The organism is Methylocaldum szegediense, assembly GCF_949769195.1.
Lineage (GTDB): Bacteria > Pseudomonadota > Gammaproteobacteria > Methylococcales > Methylococcaceae > Methylocaldum > Methylocaldum szegediense.
In genome coordinates this window covers 1482432-1505202 of sequence record NZ_OX458333.1, presented here as the reverse complement: position 1 = coordinate 1505202, position 22771 = coordinate 1482432, and the positions used below count along the sequence as shown (strand labels likewise).

The 22771-nt window shown below is 58.1% G+C and carries 18 protein-coding genes; 6 read left to right on the top strand and 12 right to left on the bottom strand.

Features of this window, described 5'->3' with window-relative positions; genetic code table 11:
- Nucleotides 1-415: 415 nt before the first annotated feature.
- From QEN43_RS06345 to QEN43_RS06320, 6 genes are all read right to left on the bottom strand, one after another.
- The gene (locus tag QEN43_RS06345) at nt 416-1195 is read right to left on the bottom strand and encodes a hypothetical protein (protein WP_202901150.1); all 780 of its coding nucleotides are present in this window, start codon (nt 1193-1195) and stop codon (nt 416-418) included.
- A 563-nt stretch (nt 1196-1758) separates the two neighbouring features.
- Nucleotides 1759-2760, bottom strand: a complete 1002-nt coding sequence (cydB, locus tag QEN43_RS06340; RefSeq protein ID WP_036269000.1) for a cytochrome d ubiquinol oxidase subunit II — start codon at nt 2758-2760, stop codon at nt 1759-1761.
- 12 nt (nt 2761-2772) lie between these two features.
- A complete protein-coding gene (locus QEN43_RS06335; protein ID WP_026610815.1) occupies nt 2773-4158 on the bottom strand; it encodes a cytochrome ubiquinol oxidase subunit I in 1386 nt (461 codons plus the stop codon).
- Between the two features lie 345 nt (nt 4159-4503).
- Nucleotides 4504-4854, bottom strand: coding sequence for a hypothetical protein (locus QEN43_RS06330; protein ID WP_026610816.1), 351 nt, complete (start codon nt 4852-4854; stop codon nt 4504-4506).
- Nucleotides 4855-4861: 7 nt separating this feature from the next.
- The gene (locus tag QEN43_RS06325) at nt 4862-6265 is read right to left on the bottom strand and encodes an HlyD family efflux transporter periplasmic adaptor subunit (protein WP_084162142.1); all 1404 of its coding nucleotides are present in this window, start codon (nt 6263-6265) and stop codon (nt 4862-4864) included.
- Between the two features lie 92 nt (nt 6266-6357).
- Nucleotides 6358-7929: an efflux transporter outer membrane subunit gene (locus QEN43_RS06320; protein ID WP_235726628.1), complete on the bottom strand. Its 1572-nt coding sequence runs from the start codon at nt 7927-7929 to the stop codon at nt 6358-6360.
- Nucleotides 7930-8441: 512 nt separating this feature from the next.
- Between QEN43_RS06320 and norR the strand changes: the two genes are divergently transcribed.
- The gene (gene norR, locus QEN43_RS06315) at nt 8442-9986 is read left to right on the top strand and encodes a nitric oxide reductase transcriptional regulator NorR (RefSeq protein ID WP_317963846.1); all 1545 of its coding nucleotides are present in this window, start codon (nt 8442-8444) and stop codon (nt 9984-9986) included.
- Between the two features lie 137 nt (nt 9987-10123).
- Here norR and QEN43_RS06310 read toward each other — a convergent pair whose 3' ends face one another.
- The gene (locus tag QEN43_RS06310; RefSeq protein WP_036269573.1) at nt 10124-11272 is read right to left on the bottom strand and encodes a DUF1624 domain-containing protein; all 1149 of its coding nucleotides are present in this window, start codon (nt 11270-11272) and stop codon (nt 10124-10126) included.
- Between the two features lie 386 nt (nt 11273-11658).
- Here QEN43_RS06310 and QEN43_RS06305 point away from each other — a divergent pair, with 386 nt between their 5' ends.
- On the top strand, nt 11659-12222 hold the full coding sequence (locus QEN43_RS06305) for a Slp family lipoprotein (RefSeq protein WP_051331798.1): 564 nt from the start codon (nt 11659-11661) through the stop codon (nt 12220-12222).
- Between the two features lie 380 nt (nt 12223-12602).
- On the opposite strand, the gene QEN43_RS06300 is transcribed toward QEN43_RS06305, so the two are convergent.
- Nucleotides 12603-12983 carry a YccF domain-containing protein gene (locus QEN43_RS06300; RefSeq protein ID WP_026610820.1) on the bottom strand — a complete coding sequence of 127 codons (381 nt, stop codon included), beginning with the start codon at nt 12981-12983 and terminating at the stop codon, nt 12603-12605.
- 1235 nt (nt 12984-14218) lie between these two features.
- Here QEN43_RS06300 and QEN43_RS06295 point away from each other — a divergent pair.
- Genes QEN43_RS06295 through QEN43_RS06280 form a run of 4 tightly spaced genes read left to right on the top strand, consistent with a single transcriptional unit; the run spans nt 14219 to nt 19649 of the window.
- Nucleotides 14219-14554, top strand: coding sequence for a type 2 periplasmic-binding domain-containing protein (locus QEN43_RS06295; RefSeq protein ID WP_235726630.1), 336 nt, complete (start codon nt 14219-14221; stop codon nt 14552-14554).
- Nucleotides 14541-15797 (top strand): hypothetical protein, encoded by a 1257-nt coding sequence (locus QEN43_RS06290; protein ID WP_317963845.1) that lies wholly within the window; start codon nt 14541-14543, stop codon nt 15795-15797. Before QEN43_RS06295 ends, QEN43_RS06290 begins: the two co-directional genes overlap by 14 nt.
- A 23-nt stretch (nt 15798-15820) precedes the next feature.
- Nucleotides 15821-18649, top strand: coding sequence for a bifunctional diguanylate cyclase/phosphodiesterase (locus QEN43_RS06285; protein ID WP_317963844.1), 2829 nt, complete (start codon nt 15821-15823; stop codon nt 18647-18649).
- Nucleotides 18650-18680: 31 nt separating this feature from the next.
- A complete protein-coding gene (locus tag QEN43_RS06280) occupies nt 18681-19649 on the top strand; it encodes a terpene synthase family protein (protein ID WP_317963843.1) in 969 nt (322 codons plus the stop codon).
- Nucleotides 19650-20678: 1029 nt separating this feature from the next.
- On the opposite strand, the gene QEN43_RS06275 is transcribed toward QEN43_RS06280, so the two are convergent.
- The 4 genes from QEN43_RS06275 to exbB form a co-directional block, all read right to left on the bottom strand.
- Entirely contained in the window at nt 20679-20885 is a 207-nt protein-coding gene (locus QEN43_RS06275; protein WP_317963842.1) for a hypothetical protein, read from the bottom strand.
- Between the two features lie 248 nt (nt 20886-21133).
- The gene (locus tag QEN43_RS06270) at nt 21134-21850 is read right to left on the bottom strand and encodes an energy transducer TonB (protein WP_317963841.1); all 717 of its coding nucleotides are present in this window, start codon (nt 21848-21850) and stop codon (nt 21134-21136) included.
- Nucleotides 21847-22236, bottom strand: coding sequence for an ExbD/TolR family protein (locus QEN43_RS06265; RefSeq protein ID WP_051331800.1), 390 nt, complete (start codon nt 22234-22236; stop codon nt 21847-21849). Before QEN43_RS06265 ends, QEN43_RS06270 begins: the two co-directional genes overlap by 4 nt.
- Nucleotides 22226-22666, bottom strand: coding sequence for a TonB-system energizer ExbB (gene exbB / locus QEN43_RS06260; RefSeq protein WP_036269579.1), 441 nt, complete (start codon nt 22664-22666; stop codon nt 22226-22228). Before exbB ends, QEN43_RS06265 begins: the two co-directional genes overlap by 11 nt.
- Nucleotides 22667-22771 lie beyond the last annotated feature (105 nt).

Genomic DNA, 22771 nt, shown 5'->3' with positions numbered 1-22771 from the left:
GGCAAACATAAACACTGCCGCTCCTCCCATGCTTGCGCGATAGCAAAGATGATGCATTAGACCTAAACGGACGTGCAGAAGTGCAATAGAGGTAAAGACTTTGCTGCCGGTTGGCGGAAGGTGTCCAAACCGTGATTCCGGTGAATCCCGTCATACGCTCGCCCGAAGGACCGGAGTGGTTTCAGAGCCCCCGCTAATTAAGACGGCTCTACGCCGGCTTTTCGGCAGCGGGACAAGGATGGGCGGGGATTGGTACTCGCCTAAAGAATGCCTCCTAGCTTCCTTGCGTCAAGAATCGGCTCGTCTGTCCTTGCTATTGCTATAAGCCTGTCACCGCACGGTCCACCAGATCGGCGACGGTATCGATGTCGGCGTAGAGCCGCGTGGCCTTGGCGACGGCGAAGCCCAAAAAAAGTCATCTAACCGTGAAAACCACCCGGTCGACCCCAGTATTGCCGGTACGCGGATCGTACGCGTAAATCACCGCTTCATAGTCGCCGTTGTCCGCCGCCGGTACCTGAACTGCGAAATGATTGACCTTGCCGGTGAACGCCAAAGGATATTCGCCTGCCGCCTTGCCGTCCCGTTTCAGCAAGGCCCTGACTTCGTATTTGTCGGCGTCCCATAAGCCGCCTTTGCTGATGGGGCAGCCGCACATCATTGTCACCTCCGCCTCCAGTCTGGCCTTGCCTTTTTCTGGCCCAGAGATGCCCCCGCGTACGATGAAACCGGGTAAATGGATGATGATGCCGTCGCCGGTGATATGCTTGCCCGGGACAATCCAACTGGTCACGCTCGCTTCCTGCAGGGATTGGCGCTGTCCGTACGGACCGAATATCTTGAAGCGCAAAAGTCGTGGTTCGGCGAGTTCGAGCCGGGCCAAATAACCCGCCGTGTTGTCGTCAGCGAGTTGCTGACCGCGTTGAAGAGGGGTTTCCATGAGGCGTTTGGTGTCGCCGGTGCCGCCGGTGATCCAGCCCTGATCCAGGATTTCCCCAGTCTCGGCGTCCTCGACAACGGTCCGTATTCCACCGACGCCGCTGCCGATGAACTTGGAATCGACACCCTTCACCCGTAGCATGATCCGGGTTTCTTCGGCAGACACGGAAGTGCCGCATAGCGCCATAAGCAAGACATATGGCATGAAATGCCGTTTCAGTACGTTCCGCGTCTGCTTGGGTTTCGGAACGGACATACTTTTTTACCCTCTCGAATTTGGCAGATTCTGGACGTTCAATCTGTGTCGGCATAACACGGGTAGCGTATTTTCCGTCACTGCCTTCAAAATTGCTTCGTCATTGCCGTAACCATGGCCCTCTTTACGCCATATCCGACCGCGACAGCCGCGACGATTCCGCCGGCCCAGAGCAGAACGAACCAAGCGAGTTTCTTCCGGAGCGGTTGTTCGTCAGCCGGTTCCGTCAATGATAACCTACGCCGGCGCGCACCTTGGCGCCATAGATCCAATAGGCGTAGACCGTATAACGCAAGAACCAAGATATATGGCGTAAAAAGCCTTATCAGTCTCTCCCGTGTTTGTTTAGCTTTTGGGACGGACATATTTTTTCTCCTCTTTTAGTTCAGCGGCATCTTCGAAGTTCGTTCTGCGGTTGGCGGATATCGGTTAAGAGGGTACTTCCGGCTATCCCGGTCAGAACCGCATCACCATAGGGCTCTTGACGCCATGCCCGGCCACGGCCCACAGTAGAACGAACCAGGCGAGTTTCTTGCGGAGCGGCTTTCCGCCTACTGGTTTCATCAGTGATAGCCCTCGCTGGCATGCACCTTGCCGCGAAAAATCCAATAGGCGTAAGCCGTATAGCCGAGAATGAGCGGCAGGAGGATGACAGCGCCGACCAGCAGGAACGCTAGGCTGGTATCGGGGTTTACGGCGTCGCGGTAAGTGATGCTCGGCGGCACCAGATAAGGGAAAAGGCTGCCGGCGAGCCCCAGGAAAGCCATGGCGAACAAGCCTAGCGCTAGCAGGAAAGGGGCGACGGTGCGCTGGGCGCGTACCGCACGGTAGAACGCGAGCGCGAGCCCGGCGGTAGCGAGCGGGATGAGCCACAAAGGTTGAATCGCTTCGGGTCCGAACCAGCGATCCCGGATAGTGTCGTTGACGACCATGGTCCCGAAACTGACGAACGCGATGGCGAGAATGGTCGCGAGGCCAAGCGGCTCCTGAAGCTGCCGCATCCGCGCCTGGAGCTCACCATCTAGCTTGATGACCAGCCAGGAAGCGCCGAGCAAGGCATAGCCCGTGACCAGCGCTACGCCGCAGAGGACGCTAAACGGGCTGAGCCAGTCGAACCAGCCGCCGGCGTAGACGCGGTCCTCGATCCGGATGCCCTGAACCAAGGCGCCGACCATTACGCCCTGGAAGAAGGCTGCAGCCGTGGAACCGCCGATGAACGCCCAGTCCCAATAGGTCTTGGCGCGCACTGTCCGGAACCGGAATTCGAAGGCGACGCCCCTCAGGATCAGGGCGAGAAGCATCCCGATCACCGGCGCGTACAACGCCGTCAGCACCAGCGAATAGGCGAGAGGAAAGGCGGCGAACAGACCGCCGCCGCCCAGGACAAGCCAGGTCTCGTTGCCATCCCAGACCGGCGCCACGCTGTTCATCATGCGGTCGCGCTCCTCTTCGTCGCGGCCCAAGAGGAACAGGATGCCGATTCCGAGATCGAAGCCGTCCAGCATGGCGTAGGCGAGCAGGGCCACGCCGATCAGTCCGAACCAAATTGTCGCTAAATCGAACATGATCGGTGCCTCCTAATGCGGGCCTTTCTCGAGTGCCGGCCCCGGCAGGACGCCGGTCGTCCTGAGAGGGCCTTTTTCCGTCGGTTTCTCGAGCCCGGTCGCCGGCGAGCGTCTCAGGAGCCGGATCAGATAAAAAAAGCCGGCCCCGAAAATGATCGTGTAGACCACGATGAACCCCAGCAGCGACCCGGCGACGCCTGGCGTACCGATGGGCGAGACCGCATCCTGCGTTCCGAGGAGCCCGTACACCGCAAAAGGTTGGCGGCCCACCTCAGTCACGAACCAGCCGGCCAGGATCGCCACGAACCCCAGCGGCCCCATGGCGACCCCCCAGCGCTGGAACCAGGTGTCATCGAACAAACGCTTTCGGAAGAATTGCACGGCACCGACCAGTCCGAACAGAATCATCAGCATCCCGATCCCGACCATGACCCGGAATGCCCAAAAGATGATCGGCACGGGGGGCCAGCGGTCTCGTGGAAAAGCATCCAAGCCGGTCACTTTGGCATCGAGGTCGTGTTCGAGGATTAGGCTGCCGAGCTTGGGGATTTCGAGGGCGTATTTCGTCTGAGCTTCGTCGACATCCGGGATGCCGAATAGAATTAGCGGCGCGCCGACTCGGCTTTCGAAGTGTCCCTCCATCGCCGCAACCTTGGCAGGTTGGTGTTCCTTGGTGTTGAGGCCATGGAGATCGCCCACAATCAGCTGCGTCGGCGCGACCACCGCCGCCATTCCGACCGCCATGACGAACATAACGCGGGCCGGCGCGCTCGTCTTGTCCTTCAGAAGATGCCAGGCTCCGGTCGCGCCGACCACGAACGCAGTCGCGAGATAGGCTGCCAGCACCATGTGTGTGAAGCGATAAGGAAAGGACGGATTGAAAATCACGCCGATCCAACTGTCGGGCACATAGCGGCCTGCTTCGAAGTGAAACGCTGCCGGCGTGTGCATCCAGCTGTTCGCGGACAAGATCCAGAACGCCGAGAGGAGAGTGCCGAAGGCGACTAGGAGCGTCGCCGCGAAATGGAGCTTAGGGCCGACGCGCTCGAGGCCGAACAGCATCACGCCGAGAAAGCCGGCCTCCAGGAAGAATGCCGTCAACACCTCGTAGGCGAGCAAGGGCCCCAGGATAGGGCCGGTCTTTTCCGAAAACGGCCCCCAGTTAGTGCCGAACTGATAGCTCATCACGATGCCGGAGACGACCCCCATGGCGAAGGCGACGGCGAAGACGATCAACCAGTATTTGTAGAGCTGCAGGAAGACTTCACGTTTGGTCGCGAGCCAAAGGCCCTCGAGCACGGCGAGATAGCTTGCGAGTCCAATCGTGAACGCCGGAAAAAGGATGTGAAAACTCACCGTGAATGCGAACTGTATCCGCGCGAGAATCAGGGCATCCATGTCGACCCCGCTTCAATGAATAGTCCGTGGTCTAAACCGCAGCGAACACATGGGAGGTTGACCGCGCTCGGCCGGTCGGAAAATTTCATTTCATGGCATGGCTTCTTTTCGCTACAGCGTGTTTTTATCTCACGCATGAATCCTCCTAAATCCCATCGCTGATACTAAATACGACAAACATCCCTGAGGTGTGATCGACTGGGCCGAAGAAAAGATGGGACGCCGCCTCTTCATTGAAATCGGAGCCCATCCTGCGGCAACGCGGTTACCGACAGTCTTGCCGATGAACGGTTAGCCGGGGTCAGAAGTGCAATGAATAGGTCGCTAGTAGAACAACGCCGGCACTTACCCAATGTCTCGGGCCGACCTTTTGTGCCCATCTAGAGGCAGCACCCGTCTCTCCCGCCGCCGCTGCATGGCAAGCGTGATGTTTCCACCTAGAACAGCCCGTATTTTTCTGACAATGAACGGCGTCAAGGCTAGGCACACCGTCAAGCCAAACCCTGCGATGACCGCGCGAGCGGCACGAGTGGAAAGCCCGAAGCGTGTTTCCAACAGGTGCCCGGACACACGCTCCACGACTTCGACGAAAATCTGAAGCCCTTCCACCAGGAACGAAAAAACAGCGTTGCCCTGGAACGCGAGGACCAACAGAACCAGCGTGATCAGGCTTCTGATCCGAATTTCGTGTCTCATGCTCGCCTCAGCCTGGTTGAATAAAGCTTCCTTCGAAATTTCCGCCGCCCATTTTCGAGCGATGGTGGCGCGTCGAGATGCCTAAACGATCGACGGTTTTTTCAGGAGACGGCATCGGCGGTATACGCTGTCCTTCCGGGGCGCTGGTCTGCAGCTTGCCGTCACCGTTCGGCGTGGTTCTCCCAAGCCGCTTAGGATCGAGCCGCTCGGTGGCCAGGGGTGCCGGAACGGTGCAGGTCTCGTCTAATGAATCGTGGCTTGGAATCTGATTGTCTGCAATGATGGACTGCGCTCTGGATTCCGCTTCGGTTAACTCTTCGGCAAAGATATCGGTCGCATATTCCTGGGTGACGGCCTCCACCAGAGAGGTATTCACCGGCCGGCCGGGCTCGCCGATATGGATGGAGGTCACCGTGGATAGACCCGGACGGATCGGTCGCTTCAGAATCTCGTCTTTCCGCAAAGCAATGCGCACCGGCACCCGCTGGACGATATGAATGAAATTGCCAGTGGCATTGTCCGGCGGCAGCAGGGCGAACACACTGCCAGTGCCGGGCACCAGCCCTTCGACCGTGCCGTGATAAAGCCGACGCCGACCGTAGAGATCGACGATCACTTCGGCCGACTGGCCCGGCCGAACCTTACGCAACTCAGTCTCGCGCAGGTTCGCCTCCACCCACAAATGATCCAGGGGCACTACCATGAGCAACAGGTCTCCGGGGTGGACCCGGTCGCCCACCTGGACCTTGCGCTTCGCCACATAACCCGACACAGGCGCCCGAATACGCTGCCTCACGAAATCCAGATAAGCCTCGATAAACCGGTGTTTGGCGGCTTCGATCTCGGGGTGTTCCGTGCGGCTGGTGCCCCCCACGCGTGCCTCAATGGCCTGGAGTTCCGCCCCGACCTCACGTAGTTCCGCCCCGAGCGCGGTCATCTGATCCTCGGCGTTTTGCAAGACTTGCTCCGAAACTGAACCGCTCGGATACGCCTGGCGGAAGCGAATCACGTCATGGCGTACTCGGGCGAGCAGGGCCGAGCGTGCATCCCGTTTCCGGCAGAGTTGCTGGCGTGTCGCAAACAGGGCGCCGATGCTGCGCACGGTCCGCCCCAAGTCGCCTTCGCTTTGTCCCAGGGCGGCGTAAGCGCGGTGTTCGTCGAGCTGAACCAGGAGGTCGCCCTTGTTCACGAATTGGGTTTCTTCGACCAGGACCTGGGTGACGATGCCGGTGGTATCCGCTTCGACCGGGATCAGATTGCCGGCGACGAAGGCATTGTCGGTTACGACCCAGAACCGGCCGTGAATCCACCAATACACGGCATAGCTCAGCGCACTCGCGACCACGGCTAGAGCCACCAGCAACAAACGACGATTACGGCGGGCGCGAATCGCCTTGGGATGAATCTTCATACGTGCTTGTTCGAATTCCGTCGGCAAGGCCGTTCCATCGCTCGACAGACCGCCGTGGGTTCTTCAGTTATCTTATCTCGACCGGCTCATGCTCAATCTGCGATCGATTGGGACCGCGTAATGTCGGCGTCATTCGTATAGCCGCCACCCAAGGCTTCGATCAGATCAGTCATCGCTATGAGCTGGTTGGTCTCCAGGTTTTTCAGCATATACTCCTGGGCCAGAACCGCGTGCCGGCTCCGGACAACCATGCGACGGTCATCCAGTCCGGCCTCCAAGCGCGTCAACGCAAGATCGAGATCTTCTTGCTGCGAAGCCAGGAGACGTCGGTGAGCCTCCAATATTTTGCGAGTCTCGCGCCAGCTGCTCAGGCTGTCCGCGACCTCTTGTATGGCCTGTACCAAGGTGTCGTTGTAAAGCTCGACCGCAGCGTCGTACTCTGCCCGCTGCGCAGACAGTTCTCCGCGCAGCCGTCCGCCCTCGAACCAGGGTAATCTGAGCCCCGGGGCGACCCCGTAAGCGAAACTAGACCCGGAGAAAAGAACGTTGGCCAGAGAGCTCGCTCCTTTGGTGAGCCTCAGGGCGTTCACGCCGGCGAAAGCGGTGAGATCGATCGTGGGCAGAAAGCGCGCCTTGGCTTCTTTGATCCGGTACGCGGCGGCTTCGGCCCGGTGCAGTGCGGCCGCGAGGTCAGGCCGATGCGCGAGCAGACCTATGGGAAGCTGGGAGGGCAGCGGAATTCTTTCCGGGATGGTCACCGGATTGGCGAATAGATAACGGGTCTGGTCGGGGCTGGTGCCCATCAACCGGGCCAGTAGATTCCGCTGCACGTCCAGCAGGTCCTCGGTAGCGGCTTCGCGTTTTTCGTCGGATTCTAGGGCAATGATTGCCTGTTTCACGGAGTGGGCAGAGGTAATTCCGTTCTCGAAGCGAGAATCGGCGAGCTCGAACAGCTCATGGCTTAGTTCCACCATTTCCCGCGCCAGATCGAGCTGCTGCCTAAGCGCCACGCCGCGGAAGTAGGCTCGGGCGATAGCAGTGGTCAACTGCAGACGGACTTCCGCTTGCTCGGCAGCGCTCGCTTCCGCCTCGCCCAGCGCCGCTTCCAGTGCCGCCCGATTCTTGCCCCAGAAATCAAATTCGTATCGGAGACTGACGGGGTTGATGCTGGCGAAGACGATATGTGCGCCTGCCGCCTCCTCGCGATTGAGCGCGGCGTATACACCGTGCTCCGAAATTCTTTCGTTGGCGAACTCTATGTCTGCGTCCAGGAACGGCAGCAGCCTCGCGCCTTCCACCCGGGCCAGGGCTTGCGCCTGGCGCAGCCTCGCCGCGGCCGCCTTGAGGCCGGGATTGTCCTTGAGAGCCACCGCCATCAAACGATTCAGTTCGGAGCTGCCGAACTGCCGCCACCACTGTTCTTCAGGCCATGCTCTCCTTGGTGTCAATGGTTCCTTCTCACGGGCTTCGGAGAGCCCATGTGTCATATCCGGGGCGGAGATGAACTCGGCCCGTTTCCCACCAGGCGGAATCCAGGCACAACCCGCAGCGAGAATGACGCATCCAACGGTGAACCCGGCCCGAAGGCTTCGACCGCTTACAAAAGCGAGACAGAACAGCATGAAGCGCCGTGCACGTCGGCGCCTTGGGGAAACCACTTGCATCCGTTGACCTCGCGGTGAACATTTATCGGCGCCCCAGTTTGCGGCTATGGCTCGCGGCATGGGGGCCTGTTTGTCGGTCACCTGACGCCGGCTTCTGCGTCGGGCAGTTTTACACACGCTCGGAAAAAGTCGGCAATGACCGTTTGGACGAGACCGGCCGTGAGCGTCTAACAGATTCACACCGGTCACTGCCGATGGCGAGGCGTTCCAGATGATGGGGGCTCTCAGGAACGCCGGCTTTCGACAACGGGCGCAAATCCTTAGGCGTCATTTCGGCCGGTCCTGTCAGACTTCCTATCGCAGGATCGATGCCGATTCATAAACTATTGAAAATCGGTGGGAAATTTTTGGGTGCATGATGAGCGTCGAATACCGAGGTGAGGCATTTTGACAACATTGTTTCGGTATACGTGAGCTAAGATCGGAAAATAGAAAGCCTAATTGACACACTGTGCTCACTGACCTAGTGTTGTCAGCTCGCTACAGAGGGTGATGCAATTGACAACAGCATCATGTTGAACGATACGTTTGCCGATTCACAAAACGTTCTGCTGGATACTGTCCTGGATTTGACGGCGTGCCTACCGTCACGAGAAAGGTACACGCGGTTGCTCGCCTCGCTTAGCCGGGTGGTCGGAAACGATGCCTGTGCCTTGTTGCGCTGTCGAGGAGATGTTCTGGTGCCGATCGCATCGCAAGGCCTCAAAGCCGAAGTCATGGGCCAGCAGTTTAGACCGGACGAACATCCGCGCCTGGCTGCGGCGCTGGCCTCCCGGAAGCCGGTCCGCTTTTCGGCCGACGATCCCAGACCGGACCCTTTTGACGGCCTGCTGCTCAATGATTCCAGAGGCCGTTTACGGGTCCACTCCTGCATTGGCTGCACCCTTTATTCGGAAGACGATTTATTCGGTGTCCTGACCGTCGACTCCCTGGCACCCGGTGCCTTCGACGGGATCGAAGACCGGGTCTTCGCAATCTTCGCTTCTATCGCCGCAGTGGCGATGCGCTACGAAACTTTCATCGACGCTCTGGAAGCCCTAGCGAATCATCGCGGGCTGGTGGCCCGGGAACTCGTGCGGGAAGCCCTGCTGCGCGGCGGTAGCATGTTGGGCGAAAGCCCCGCCATGCAGAACCTGTGTCGAGAGATCGATATCGTCGCACCGTCCGACTTGACCGTTCTTGTGACCGGTGAAACCGGCGTCGGCAAAGAGGTGGTCGCCCGCACGATCCACGCGCGCTCCCGGCGTGCCGATCAGCCGTTGGTCCACGTCAATTGCGCCGCTCTTCCGGAGACGCTGGCCGAAAGCGAGCTGTTCGGACATGTGCGCGGCGCTTTCAGCGGCGCGAACACCGATCGGTCCGGCAAATTCGAACTTGCGGACGGCGGTACTTTGTTCTTGGATGAAATCGGCGAACTGCCCCTCTCGGTACAGGCGAAATTGCTGCGGGCGTTACAGTTCGGGGAGATCCAGCGCCTGGGATCGGACAAGAATCATCGGGCCGATGTCCGCGTCATTGCGGCGACCAATCGTCAGCTCGCCGAAGAAGTGAAAGCCGGCCGATTCCGAGCCGATCTTTACCATAGGCTGAGTATCTATCCCTTGCATATACCGCCGCTGCGGGAACGGATCGAGGATATTCCGCTGTTGGCCGGTCATTTTCTGGATCAGGCGCGGGTGCGCCTAGGCCTCGTTCGAGCGCAGTTGGCGTCTTCGGCTGTCGAGGCACTGAAACGCTATAGCTGGCCTGGAAACGTACGCGAGCTCGAGCATGTGATCCTCCGGGCGGCATTGCGCGCCTCGAGCCGGGGGAGTTCGGTGATGCTCCAGGTTGAAGACTTAGCGATCGGGGGCGTTTCGGCGTCGAAGCGGGCGTTCGAGGACGAACCGAACGACAGCAAGCCGCGAACGCTGGCGGAAGCCGTGGCGGATCTTCAGCGGCAGGAGATACGTGCCGCTTTGGATCGCTCCTCTCATAACTGGTCGGAAGCCGCGCGACGCCTCGGGCTTGACCGCAGCAATCTGTACCGTCTCGCGAAGCGCCTTGGAATCAGATAGGCCGCTCCACTCGACGCAAGCAACCGGAGGAGTTCTCTAGAGAGATATCCCGAATCGACCGTGATTTACTCCTCTCGGGCAAATGACTTGCGTAGGCCGTGGTGAGCGCGATCCGTGGGGCGGGCGCTCCACGGAGCTCAGATATATCCCGTCCACCAGCGGCCATGATGCCGGGCCTTGAATCGGGCAAAGGCACGGCATAGCGGATACAGCAACAGCACGACCCCTAACCAACAGCCGTAGACGACGGGAAGACTGAAACCCCAGCCCTCTGGAAAGTCGCTGAATGAAGTTAGGTAGGCAGTGACGTCTTGGCCTTGCACATAGGCCACGGCGAGAACCAGTCCGTGGATGAGATAGAGGTGGACAAGATAGAAGAACAGTGGAACCCGCCCGAACGTCACTAGACATCGGGAGATCGGGCCGGGGTTTCGAGGGCACCAGGCCAGGAGGAGCAGGGTGGGTCCAAGGGTCATCAGCAGATAGAGCAGCGAGGGCGGGTATTTCCGGGTATTGAGAAAAGATAGCACCGAGAACAGGGGGCTCGGCTGCGCCGACCAGGGCACTGGATCACCGTAGACATTGCTCGCTCGCAAGACGAGGAAAGCACCGAGCAAGGCGAAGCCCGTGGCCGTCATTACCCGAAATGCCGATTTTCTCTGCATCTGCAAGATCGGTCCGAACGCGTAGCCCACCATCATCACCCCTACCCAGGGAATTAGAGGATAGGAGATCGGCCGGTGGGGGATGTGCAAAACGCTCACCAGCCAGCCGATTGTGCTCAAGGAGCCGTCACCGTTGGTGAAGCGATCCAGGCCGATGCCGTCGGCAAGATTGTGTGTCGCGATCATCGCAAGGCCCAGTGCCGCGAGGACAGGGCGAGGCAGGTAGATCAGCCCGGATAAAGCGACCATGGACCAGCCGATAGCCCAGAGCACGCCCAGATAGATTTCTTTGATGTCGAAACTGAATGACCAGGCCAGGTGCACCGCGGTTATCTCGAGCAGAACCAGCCACAAACCGCGCGTGAGCAAATACCGCGCCAGTACCGGGCGGCTCGTGCCGCGTGCGGTGGAAAGGAAGGCGCTCGCGCCGGCCAGGAAAATAAAAGCCGGGGCACAAAAATGGGTCACCCAACGCGTAAAAAACAGGGCGGCGCTGGTGTGCTCCAGGTCAGTCGGGCTAAAAGTCGCGTCGCTGAAGAACCAGCGCACGTGGTCCAGGGCCATGAGGATCATAACCCAACCCCGAACCAGATCGACGGAGATAAGGCGGTGACTTTCCAAAACGCCCTCATTTACAGCGCTGACTGGCGTGGCTAGCGCCGCGTATCGCATGACTCGTTCATTCTCAACGAAACATTTAGTGTGGTAGGCAGTCCCGTTCTTAGGATCGCCTTCGGCCACTCTCATTCGAGCATGGATCGAAGTCCCGGTAAATCTCCACCCCTTGGATTTCGGTACATTGCCACCCATCGCCCCTTTCCGGCGGCAGAAAGTCCATTTCGGCAACCGGCGCGAACCACAAGTTCGGTCCGCACATCTAAGCCGATAAGGGACGCGGACTGCGAGGCACTGCCATGAGTATTCGTTCGATTTTTCCGACGGGGCGAGGGATGTTGAACTCTTGGACGTCGTGGTGTCGCTACGTGGAGTATTGCGGATGGCTTGGAATGCTTCTCGTGTTGGCCAGTTGTGCTCACAGTCCCGTCGGCGAATCCTGGCGCCAGGGCGCTGCTGACCAGCCGTCCTTTGCGGAGATCGCTGCCGACCCCGGGGCATTCACAGGGCAGAAGGTCATTTTAGGAGGGGAGGTGGCTCGCGCCACGTTTCAGCCGGAGGTCGCGGAAATCGAAATTTGGCAAAAACCGTTGGATTCCGACGACCGTCCCGAGGCGAGTTTCGAACGGTCGCAAAGCCGTTTTCTGGTCCGGTGCACGAGCGTACTCGATCCCGCGGATTATTTCCGTGGCCGTCCGATCACCGTTGCCGGAGAGATTCAGGGGGAGGTTGTCCGTGAAGCGGAACTCCGGCCTCTGGGTCGCTTCCACTACGTCTATCCTGCGGTCCGCTACCCGGTGGTCGACTGTGCCCAAATCCACGTCTGGCCGATGCGCTGGAAGACCCCCGACGTCTACGTCCCACCTTATAGTCCGAATCTTCGCGGGTGGCGAGGGTACGGCTACGGTTACCCCTATTACCATCAGCCCTATTGGCCATATCTGCCACCTCGGTAATCGATAGCCAGTTGGGGCGGCAGCATCGTTCGGCCGAGTCTTATCGAATCGTCACTCACGCTCGGATTGCGTTCCTAGGGCAACTCGTCCGACGATGCCCGCCGTCAATGCCGCGTGATCCGGAGGCTCGCTGCGTACATGTAAATACCGAATTAGCCTTTCCAACCTAAAGCGGTCGTTCGCTTCGACGGCGTCGTCTTATCGAGATACGGTGCTTTTTATACGAAGGTCCACAGCGCGTGCCGTCGGCAAGGCGGAAATCAAGAGGATAAATCCACCCTTGCCGATAATCGCCGCCACCAACCCGATATCCCCCGGCGCTGCTTTCGACGAACCCACGCTTCGGAAAGCCCTCTTAGATTCGGGGGTTGTCACGCGGCTTAGGATCGAATCGGCCGAAACGCACGGCCGAACGGGAACAGCGACAAGGGAATGAGCTTGATATGCTGCAAGGCGAAGGGAATGCCGATGATCGTGATTGCCAACAGAGCCGCACTGGTCAGATGAGCCAGAGCGATCTCCCAGCCGAAAAGCAGCAGCCAAATCACGTTGAAGATGATTCGCAAAGGGCTGTTCGCTTCGCCGAGTTCCACCACCTCTTTTCCGAACGGAGTAAAAATGGCAAGCCCGAGTTTGATAGATTGTAGGCCGAAGGGTATCCCGATCACGGTAAGGCACAGGCCGATGCCGCCCACAATATAGCCCAGACCGGTGACCAGGCCACCGAAGATCAGCCAAAGGATATTACCGAGTAAGCTCATGATTACCGTCGCGTGGATTTGCTTAACTGTTCGAGCGACCAGACGTAGAGCTGGTTCGATTTCGGTTCCGGAAACTTAGGATAGCAAGCCGCAGAGCAAATCTAGGGAAGCCAATGGACATCGAGTAATGGAGAGGCCCATCGGAATCACGTTCGAGAACGGGGCGCGACAGACGCAAGACACAGTCACTTTGCTGCCGCAAACCGCGCAACCGACGACAATCACCCACTCGAGATCGACCGCGCCTAATACGCTTGCTTCAAAGCCACTTTCCAGATGGCGCGAGCTCGGTCCTTTTACCCTTCAGATCCTCCTCGAGTGATCTGCAAGCGCGGAATCGAGTGGTCCTGTTTGCGTCCATGGTATGTGCGGCACCCGGGTATTTATTTGGTTGAACGTTAATTAATTAATGAAGCGATGAGCAAATGGGTTCCGTTCAGCATTCGACAAGCCCGGCGTGAGCCCGTCGACGGGCCCGCCCTGAGCTGAGTTGAAAGGATCACTACAAATGGAATCAATGTTTTACCATTGGTCCTGAATAGCGAAGAACTTAATCAGAACTTCCTAAAATTCTTGACATGATATTTCGGTACGGTTATCCGTGAAAAACGAACCACATGTTTGACACTGCACATCGATCCCGATAAAAAAGGCCACATTCGAGCGCTTGCGCGCGGGTGAAGAGGTGATGCTTCACGGACAGTTCGCAAGTTGATCGGGGGATCACATCGAGTAGTGTATGGAGCCAAATCGAAACGAGCAGGTATGTACCAAGAAGCACCCTGAAACCCCGGTTCTTCAAACGGCCGGCCATGGCTCGATCTTTTCTGGTCTCGACGTATTCTGACAAAAGCCATGGATGATCAAACCGATAATCCGTCGTTCCACGGATTATCGGTTTTTTGGGCGGCGGGTGTGTTGTTCGGCGCATAAATGCTCTTTTGGTCGTTTGACCCGCCGTTAAGGGTTCTTCATGTCCGGATTTGGACGCGCGGTATGCCGTGCGCCGGTTGTTCAGGCCCGCCTGATACAAAACAGAACGGCAGCGCTCTGCTAAATTTAAACAGCCCGGAACATCTCCGGGTTTTTTTCAGAAATAGAACTAAAAAACAATAGGGGCTTGCTCGAGGATGACGTCGGAATCCACCAATGGTTCGCACAGATTAGCCTGGTGCTGGTGGGCCGGCTTTCTAGTATTCCTTGCGCTTACCGTCGCGTGTCCCACCAAATCGGTCATGGCGGACGAACCCGTTCCTAGAGTTTATACCTACGCAGGGGATGGGCGAGCCGATTCACTCTCCGCTGACACTTTACGCGAAATTTTCTTCATGCGGCTGACAAGCTGGCCCGATGGCACGCCAATTCGTGTTTTCGTGCTTCCGGATAAACATCCGTTGCACGTTCGTTTTGCAAAAGAGGTTTTGGGGGTTTACCCCTTTCAACTCCGCGCCGCCTGGGACCGGTTGATTTTCTCGGGAACCGGTTTAGTCCCTCATGTGGTCGAGACTGTCGGAGAAATGCGCGAGCGGGTTCGGGCGACGCCTGGAGGTATTGGATATGTTGATAAATAGGGGGTTTCTGAGTCTGAGGATGATGCCGGCCAAGGGGAATATGGGCCGCCGAACGATCCCGCATTGGGCGGCAGTCGCCGCGTGCTTGGTTGTATCTTTCGAAGCAAAGGCACTGGACCTCGGGGGCGTCGATTGGCAGTTGCACGGTTTCGCCAGCCAAGGGTTTACCTACACGACCAGCAATCAGGTATTCGGCGCGAGCCGCGGCGGCAGTCTGGATTTTACTGAGGTGGGAATCAACGGCTCGGTGCGGCCGCTACCAAATCTATTGCTCTCCGCACAGGGGCTTTATCGAAATACTGGGGGGTCAGACCGCGAAGACCTTCGACTTGATTTTGCCCAAGTGGACTACAATGGCACGTTTCTCGAGTCAGCCTTGACAGTGGGTGTGCGGGCCGGGCGAGTCAAGATACCTTTCGGACTTTACAACGACACGCGGGACGTGGTCTGGACCCGGCCTTCGGTAATTCTTCCCCAGTCGATTTATTTCGATACACTTGGGCTGCGACAGGCAATGATCGCGGCCGACGGAGGGCTTTTGTACAGCCGCTATAATTGGGGTAAACACCGATTCAATCTGGAGTTCCTAGTGGCGGAACCACAGGACGATACCGGCGATGCCGCGGATTTCCTGACGGGCATGCTGGACGCGCCGGGTAGAATGACAGGGCGCCCGTTGTTTCTCGGACGGGCGGTTTACGAATGGATGGGCGGCCGAGCGCGTGCCATGTTCAGTGTGGTTGACTTGGACCGGGATTTCAGGTCAAGGTCGAGTGCGGTTCCGTCTGGCAAAATCCAGGCTTTATATCCATTGTTTTCTCTACAATATAATGCAGAAGACTGGTCGCTGACTGCTGAATACGGCTGGGTGCACCAACGGCGTAGCGGTTTCCTACCCGTGCCTATGGAAGGCACTTCGGAGGGGTTTTATGTCCAAGGAGAGTACAGATTGAGCGAGGATTGGTCGGCCGTGCTTCGTTACGACGTTTTTCATGCCGATCGCGACGACCGTAGCGGACGTTCCTTGGCCAGGCAGACCGGTCAGGCACGTCACCGCTTTTACGCGCGCGATCTTGCCGTGGGACTCCGCTGGGAGTTCCTGCCGAACTGGCTGATTGCAGCGGAATATCACAACGTCGACGGCACGGCCTGGCTTTCTCCGCACGACAATTCCGAATTGCTGACAGGCGGCGGCGATCCGCACTGGGATCTTTTTTCAGTGATGGTCTCGTTCCGTTTCTAAAGCCATTTTTGGATTTATGGTCAATGAGGAATGACGCAAGCCGTTTTTGGACACTGCGCCGAAAAGGGTTTGTATTCTTAAGCCTGCTCTTACTGACACTCGGTGTCACTTTCGGGGCGCTGAATCACTGGAATCTGCGAACGCAGTTCAAGGACCAACAAGCCGTTCGGAACGCTGCGCTTCGGGTTGAATTCAGAGACCTTATAAAACGCTCCGCCGACCGCTTGCAACGCCTAGGTGTCGTGCTCGCGTCCCTCGGTAAATTGGACCTGTTTATTACCGCACCGCGCGAGAATCAAAGCGCTGCTCGTTTGCACGGATTTTTTTCCACGGTAAGGTACGAACTGGACGTCGAGCGGATCGAGCTGCTCGACGCCGGAAGCAATTCGGTCTTGACGTGGTCCTCGTCAATGGCGACTCCAGTCCCGCAAGAGCGTCTGCACAAGGTCTTGAATCAGGTTATCGAGACGGAGCAGCCGTTGACGATCCTGACTTGTCAGCCGGGGTGTAGCCTTCACGCGTTCGTTCCGTTGCTTTCCAAGGGACGGAATGTTGGCGTCCTATCCCTGAGCCAGATGATTACCGATCTGGTGCTCGATTTCTCGGCCGGCGCCGGGACCGCGGTCGCGATCCTCGTGACCTCTCAGGAAAACGGTGAAAAGGTCTTGGAAGACTGGGGGTTACGCATTGCGGCGCTATCCAATCAGCAAGAGCTGGAGCCTTTCTTGCGCCATCTCTCGAAGCGCTATCCTGGCCCGGAAGCGCTTCCGGCCGATAGCTGGCTGGAATGGAAGGAAAAACGATTCACAGTTTACAGCTCGCCGCTGGACGATATTCTGGAAAGCGGAGAAACCGGTCATCTTCTGTTTATCGTCGACGCAAGCGCTTCTGCGGCAGCTCTGGACCAGGCGAATCGCGACGCCTTGCTCATTGTTGCAATATCTCTCTGCATCGCAGAAGTACTTTTGCTGGTGTTGCTGCATGCACCGCTCCGGCGCATTCAGCATCTTGCGGCGACATTGCCGTTACTAGCTCACGGCAACTATGACAGGGTCAACGAGCGTCTGAAAACGCTCTCCCGCCTGGTTGAATGGAAAGACGAAATCGACATTCTCTACGCCACGTCCATCCGGCTGGCGCATCAGATCGAAGAACATCAGAACACGCTCGCCGCCGAACGAGATTTCATTCAAGGTTTGCTGGACAACGCGCAGGTATTGATCCTGACTCAATCGCGCGATGGCCGAATTCGAACAGTCAACGAACTGACCACCCAAATCTTGGGCCGTCCGAGCGAGACGCTCAGAAACTCTCGTTTTATCGAGCTGATCGAAATTGATAGCGAGACCAGCGAGGTCGCTCGCAACCTTGAAAAGCTCTTCTCGAATCTCATGCAACGACTGGAACACGAGTCGGTTCTGACTTGCGGCGACGGCAGCAAGCGGCACATTGTTTGGGTGCATACACGCTTGCGATTGGAGCACGAAAACGGCATTGCCGTGCTTTCCATCGGCTTGGACGCGACCGAAAGAATCGAAGCCGAATCGCGCATACGCTGGCTGGCTAATCATGATTCGCTGACCGGTCTCCACAATCGGCTCTGGTTCAAGGACGAGTTGGAGCGGAGCTTTGCCGAAGCAGAGCGAAACGGCGTGCCGGCCGCCTTGCTCTTATTCGACCTGGATCACTTCAAAGACATCAATGACAGCAGCGGTCATGCCGCCGGAGACGCGCTGCTTTGCCTTTTGGCCAATGAATTGCGGGCACGAGCGCGCAAGTCGGATGTACTGGCGCGCTTGGGAGGGGACGAGTTCGCCGTCTTGATGACAGGTACCGACCGATCCGGAGCAGAGCATTTTGCTCAGGATCTCAATCAACGCTTGATGGAAAAGCCTTTTCGCTTCGGCAATCGGAGCTATCGCATTTCCGCAAGCATCGGCATCGCTTTGATTCCGGAGCACGGCAAGGATGTAGAAGAGCTTCTGGCCAACGCCGACGCGGCCATGTACCAGGCGAAAAAGGCTGGGCGCGGACGCTGGCACTTGTTCTCGCATTCTGGAGAAGAGCGGGCTCGGATCAGTCATCAGGCATATTGGCGTAGCGTCATCGCCCAATCTTTAGATCAAAAGAGTCTATTTTTTCATTATCAGCCGGTAGTCGACTTGGCAACGGGGCGGATCGCCTATTACGAGGCACTGCTTAGGTTAACGTTAGAAGATGGGCGTATCGTGCTTCCGGGTGAATATATGGACGTCATTCTACGTTCGGATTTGATGAGTGCTATCGATTCTTACGTCACCCGAGAGGCGATCAATATTTTGAGCAAGGACCGAGCGGCACGGCTTTCGATCAATCTATCTGCCGCTGCGCTGACCGACCCGACTTGGGCGGAACCGCTCAAGCAAGCGGTCAACGACGGCCGCTTGTCTCCGGAACGTTTATTGCTGGAAATTACCGAGACGGCCGCGATCGCCGACTTGGAAGCAGCGCAACGGACCATGAACGAATTGACCGACATAGGCTTCGGGTTTGCTATGGACGATTTCGGAGCGGGGTTCGCGTCGTTCCACTACCTTAAACACTTGCCGATAAAGCACGTGAAAATTGACCGTTCGTTTATCAGCCGCCTGGCGAGCGACGAGGATGACAAGGTGTTCGTCAGCGCTTTGACGACACTCGCACATGGCTACCGACAAAAAATTGTCGCGGAAGGAGTTGAAAATGCACAGACACTAATTCAACTTCAGGAACTGGAAGTCGATCTGGTGCAGGGCTTTTATATTGGGCGTCCTGATCGGCACTTTAAGCCGGCGAAAGTGTCGTTGGCCACTCTACCCTTGATCGGATCGTAAGGGTCATCTGCTTACTACTTTTAAACAGGTTATGAAAACAAGTACGTCCCCCAAATTTTATTGTCCGTTTCCCTCCCGCCTCAATCCAAATGCCGAGGCGGCCAACCGTCACACCTTGGCGTGGGTGAAGCGCTTTAACTTAGTCTCCAACGACCGCGAGTGGCGGCGCCTCCAGGCTTCTAAGTTCAGCTGGCTCGCGGCCCGCGCGTATCCCGATGCGCCGTCCGAAGGCCTTAAGATCGTGTCGGATTGGAATACCTGGCTGTTTATTCGGGACGATCAATGCGACGAGTCCGGTTTCGGACGTAATCCGGACCAACTCACGCACTTTCATGAGCGGCTGACTGAAATTCTCAACGGCCGAGAACCCGATGAGTCCGACCGCCCTCTCGCCTACGCACTGCATGACCTTTGTGTCAGGCTGCGCCGAGCGGCGAGCAACGACTGGATGTGCCGGTTCATTATGAGCGTGGTCGAGTATTTTGAGTCCTCCGTGTGGGAGGCTCAGAATCGTGCAGCAGCCATCACGCCGGACCCGTTAACCTACGTGACCATGCGCCCCTACACAGGAGGGCTTTATACCGATATCGAGCTTATCGATGTCGTCGAGAACATCAGCTTGCCGCTGCACGTCCGGAAACACGAAACGCTACAGGGATTGATACGGATGGCGAACAATGTGGTGTGTTGGTCCAACGATGTCATCTCGTTCGCCAAGGAAGTCCGGCACAACGACGTTCATAACCTCGTCGTGACGTTTCAACACCACTATCATTTGTCTCTTCAGGAAGCCATCCGGGAGGCTGCGGATTTGACGAACAAAGAAGTCCGCGATTTCATAGCATTAAAAGAGCGACTGCCCACATTCGGCGCCGAAATCGATGCCGACGTTCAGCGTTTTGTTTCCGTTCTGTGTTCGTGGATGCGCGGCAATCTCGATTGGTCCTACACGTCGGGCAGGTATTCCGTGGAGCTTGTCGGCGAGTGTTCACACTGCTGAGCATGGGCACCGTCCGCTCCATTCAGAGCGCCGCCTGGGCCTTGCACCGAGAGGCGGATCGAGGATATGGGCCGACTTATCGAATCACCGATTTGCCCGGTTTGCGAGATGCCGCTTCGATTGGCGATTATCGGTTTCTGTTTTCGTCTCTATCCGCGACCGCCGTCTCGGCGAGGCATCGCTTAGGGTAGGTAGCCGGACGCTCGTGGACGGAGGCGGGTCTCGCACGACGTCGGGCTCCGGTCGTGCCCTTAGCGAAGCCAAATCCCGGATTGCGGCATCAAGCTTTTCACTGAGCTCATCAATCAAGCGATAAAGGTGTTCGAAATGGATCTGAAAATAGCGCGCTGATGGAAATGTCGGCGCTACCTCCGTCTCCGGCGGTGCGGCAGGATCACGTTCCCGGTGCCTGACTTTCGGCGTCATCTTTTCCTCCTCTCGTATCGGGTATCAACTAGCATCGGTAAAAAACCGCCTGGGCGGCGCCGTTGGCAGCGGCCGGTGCCTACGTTTTTGCCGCAAGGCGTTTGGACGGAACAAACCTACAAGACCGCATCCTTCGCGTTATAACTCCTTCCCGCTAAGAAACAGAAGACGTCGCAAATGGCCGATGGAGAGATGTCCCGATCCGGAAGAACGCTCACTACGAAGGGAATTCCGGCATACAGTGAGATCACTCGGGTGTGACACGCGTCCGTTACGGCGGCTGACCAGCGCAGCTGCTTCTGTCCATGAAAGCAACGTCCGCACCTCCCTCCAAAGCCTTCGACGAGACTTAAGCTCGGCTGATAATGGGTCGCTTCTATCGGTGCCTGCTGTGGCAGCTCACACAGGCGCTGCGAAATTTGCCCCAGCGAAAGCCGACAGCCTTGTGTAGCGCTTGCTCGCGAACGAAGACCGAAACGCGAACCTTTGTCCGACACGAATTCCGCGTGCTGCGGATCGGCGTGTGTTCGGACTGCCCGCCTGTCCGTTCGATGCGACTCAATGGGCACCTCGATGGGTTGCGCTGAAATCGCTCTGCGTCGTTCACCTACGCCAGGCAGCGACGAGCTTGAGGCAGGAGTTGCGCCATTCGCAATCCTGCACAGTACACCGGAAGCGCTCGTCGCTACGGTAGCAGGGAACACGATGCTGGGCACGTTGAATTGATCGGACCCAGATGATCGGAGGCGTCCAATCGGTTTCCTCGAACGACTGGCCGGTGGCCTCGGGCAGCGGTGCAGCATCCATCATGCGTGTTCCATCCTGAAAAAAAGCGCCGCTCGTGGGCGGCGCCAGCAACCCAGTGAGGCGAATGTAAGCGCGGGCGGACAGCGAGCGAGGAGGAAGAGGGGGGCTCCGCGCCACGGAGCCCACCCGGCGCTATACCCGTTATTGCAAGGAGGGTGCCAGCCCTTAACCCGGCATCCATGCGCGCTCGTCGCGCCCGCCGGCCGCACGGTGCGGGAAACGGCTGAGTGCAGTCCGACATTTCACCTGAGTCACCGTTTCAGCCGGTAATCGAAGGGAATGGTTACCGCCACCTGACTCCAGCCGTGAGCCTTTGATACCGGTACCGGCATCGCCCTGCGCAAGGTGGCAAGCGCCTCGTCATCGAGCACCGCATGACCGGAACTCTTGACGATCTCGGCTTCGACCAGTTGACCATTGCCACCTATTACCGCCCGAACCAGGACTTGCCCTTCCCAGCCCCTGCGCCGCGCATCGCCGGGGTACTGTTTGTGGCGCCGAATCTGCTCGATCAGGTAGCGGCGCAGCCAGTCGAAATCTGGCTTGGGGTCGGGTTTTACCGCCGGGGCCGGATTCGCGATCCCCGTCAAGGGACCGGTGGTGGCGACGGTGGTCGGCGCCTGGGTAGGCGGATCCGGGGTTGCGTCCGGCGGGGTCTCCTGGGCCAAATAGCGGGTGACCGGCTTGGGTGTGGGTCGTTTCACCGGCTTCAACTTGGGTTTTGGCTTCGGTTTCGGCTTCGGCTCAACTTTGGGTTTCGGCGGCGGTGGTGTTTCGGGCGTCGGGGCGACCGCTGCCTCGGTCGGAGCGGGCGGGGCCGGGGTGTAAAGGCTGATTTCCCAGCGAATGGGTTCGGGCGCCGGCTTCGCAGGCTCCTGCTGCCACATCCACCATGCCGTGCCTGCCAGCGATCCGTGTGCCAGCAAGGACAACCCAAGGCCACTGAGATGCCGCTGGCGGGGTGTCATGACGCGGACTCTGCCCGTTCGACTTCTAGGCTGACATGGGGAAAGCCCTGACTCTTGAGCTCGTCCACCACTTTGACGAAGGTCTCCAGAACCAAAGCTCGATCGGCGCGCAGCACGATCAGGCGTTCCTTCGGATAGGAGCTCAACGTCTCGCCCAGACTCTCCAGCGCGATCGGCGTCTCGCCTAGGTATAGTCGACCATCTCCGGTCAGTGTCATGAGAATCGGATCTTCATGCGAGGGCTCGTTCGCCGCCTTGGCTTCCGCTAGATCCACCGGCACCTGGCCGGTGACGATGAAGGTTGCCGTGGTCAGAATGATCACCAGCAACACCAGCATCACATCGACCAGCGGAATCACGTTGATTTGGTCGATGTCACGATCCAAGGCGCACCTCATAAGCCGTAACCAATTCCTTGATGCGCCGCCTGAGCACGTTGTTCAGCACAACGCAGGGGATCGCCACCACAAGTCCCATCGCGGTTGCCTTCAAAGCCATGCTGAGGCCGATCATGATCGTGTGTACGTCCATACTCTTGTCCGTTCCCATTTTGTGGAACGTGAGCATGATCCCCATGACCGTACCCAGGAGCCCGATATAAGGGGCATTGGCCGCGACCGTGCCAATCACCGTAAGACGGCGGGTTAGATCGGTCTCGAGCGCTTGGCTAGTGGGAAACTGGCCGATGTCGACGCGGCGGTAATAAAGCCAACGTTCGAAAGCGATGGCGACCGCCCAGACGCTGGCCAACAGCAATAAGCCGATCACGCCATAATCGACCAGATGGGATAGATCGGTACTGTCGAGCGATGTCATTGTGGTGATTTCCCTTAAAAGCATCCAGACAATGCCAAATTCAAGCAGAATTGGTGCCACACTCACCAAACCTTTGAATCGCTGCGCTTCAGGCCAAATTACCGG

Coding starts and splice junctions, on each gene's coding strand:
- QEN43_RS06305 (WP_051331798.1), top strand. CDS start 11,659: ATGCTTCTCGTGTTGGCCAGTTGTGCTCACAGTCCCGTCGGCGAATCC.
- QEN43_RS06290 (WP_317963845.1), top strand. CDS start 14,541: ATGTTGATAAATAGGGGGTTTCTGAGTCTGAGGATGATGCCGGCCAAG.
- QEN43_RS06285 (WP_317963844.1), top strand. CDS start 15,821: ATGAGGAATGACGCAAGCCGTTTTTGGACACTGCGCCGAAAAGGGTTT.
- QEN43_RS06345 (WP_202901150.1), bottom strand. CDS start 1,195: ATGTCCGTTCCGAAACCCAAGCAGACGCGGAACGTACTGAAACGGCAT.
- norR (WP_317963846.1), top strand. CDS start 8,442: ATGTTGAACGATACGTTTGCCGATTCACAAAACGTTCTGCTGGATACT.
- exbB (WP_036269579.1), bottom strand. CDS start 22,666: ATGACATCGCTCGACAGTACCGATCTATCCCATCTGGTCGATTATGGC.
- QEN43_RS06335 (WP_026610815.1), bottom strand. CDS start 4,158: ATGGATGCCCTGATTCTCGCGCGGATACAGTTCGCATTCACGGTGAGT.
- QEN43_RS06320 (WP_235726628.1), bottom strand. CDS start 7,929: ATGCAAGTGGTTTCCCCAAGGCGCCGACGTGCACGGCGCTTCATGCTG.
- QEN43_RS06280 (WP_317963843.1), top strand. CDS start 18,681: ATGAAAACAAGTACGTCCCCCAAATTTTATTGTCCGTTTCCCTCCCGC.
- cydB (WP_036269000.1), bottom strand. CDS start 2,760: ATGTTCGATTTAGCGACAATTTGGTTCGGACTGATCGGCGTGGCCCTG.
- QEN43_RS06330 (WP_026610816.1), bottom strand. CDS start 4,854: ATGAGACACGAAATTCGGATCAGAAGCCTGATCACGCTGGTTCTGTTG.
- QEN43_RS06275 (WP_317963842.1), bottom strand. CDS start 20,885: ATGATGGATGCTGCACCGCTGCCCGAGGCCACCGGCCAGTCGTTCGAG.
- QEN43_RS06325 (WP_084162142.1), bottom strand. CDS start 6,265: ATGAAGATTCATCCCAAGGCGATTCGCGCCCGCCGTAATCGTCGTTTG.
- QEN43_RS06270 (WP_317963841.1), bottom strand. CDS start 21,850: ATGACACCCCGCCAGCGGCATCTCAGTGGCCTTGGGTTGTCCTTGCTG.
- QEN43_RS06295 (WP_235726630.1), top strand. CDS start 14,219: ATGGCGGACGAACCCGTTCCTAGAGTTTATACCTACGCAGGGGATGGG.
- QEN43_RS06300 (WP_026610820.1), bottom strand. CDS start 12,983: ATGAGCTTACTCGGTAATATCCTTTGGCTGATCTTCGGTGGCCTGGTC.